Origin of the sequence: Pseudomonas sp. Ps21-P2 (genome assembly GCF_039672565.1) — a bacterium.
Taxonomy (GTDB): domain Bacteria; phylum Pseudomonadota; class Gammaproteobacteria; order Pseudomonadales; family Pseudomonadaceae; genus Aquipseudomonas.
Window position 1 is genome coordinate 1 of the sequence record NZ_JBDFPL010000046.1, and the last position, 812, is coordinate 812.

Annotated in this window: 1 protein-coding gene; it reads right to left on the minus strand. The window is 53.4% G+C overall.

What is annotated here, in order from left to right; genetic code table 11:
- Nucleotides 1-289 precede the first annotated feature (289 nt).
- Nucleotides 290-556, minus strand: coding sequence for a hypothetical protein (locus tag ABEH28_RS27310; RefSeq protein WP_065986121.1), 267 nt, complete (start codon nucleotides 554-556; stop codon nucleotides 290-292).
- Between the last annotated feature and the right edge of the window lie 256 nt (nucleotides 557-812).

An 812-nucleotide genomic window follows, 5' to 3' on the forward strand; every position in this document is an offset into this window, starting at 1 on the left:
GTAGTTGGTCAAGCAGCAAAACTGCTGACATTTCACCTTGACTCAGCTGCAAGCCATCTGCCACAAGCTGACCGCGCACTGATCAACTGGATTTGCCCGGAACTTGGGAGTTTCCTCCAGATACCGCAGCAGGTGAATGCAGACTGTCGTGGTCTCAACCACGTCCGACCAGATGCGCACCTGACCGCCCGATTGCTAGACAAAGCCATCAAGCTCAAGATATCTCTCCGGTCAGAGACTACCAAAGGGCCCCGCTATCTACCCTTGCGGATGCTTGTGCAAGACAATTTCATTTGCATCTTTGCAACTCCAATCGTCGCTTCAGTAACCCTCTTTGACGTCTTTCCAGCTCCTTGGCAAGCGCTGCAAGCTTGGCTTCACCGAACGCAATGGCCCTGGCTTTCGTAAGAAAAAGTTCGTCAACGTGGTAATTGCGGCCCTTGTCAGTGCGGTCATATGCGCTGTTAGCGAATCCCTGGTCCACGAGTTCGACCTCCAGCAACTGAAAATTCCGTGTCAGCAGCCATGCGGTGTAGGGGTAGGTTCTGTCGCTCATCGAAGTCTTGGTCACCACAATTGATCGCTATATAGATAAAAGCATAGCGAGATGTGTTGCTACAACAACCTCATGCACGTAGGGCAGGGCAGGCAGCGACATGTCTGGATCTGTAGGCAAGAAACATCAAGGAAGGAGCCCGCCAGGGGAGGCAGGAAGGCCTGGCGGGCTAGGTCTCGTACTGCTAAGGCCCGATAACGCTATAGATCACTCTAGGGTAGTGAGGCGTTATGGCGGAGAGCTGCCCTCCCTTAGG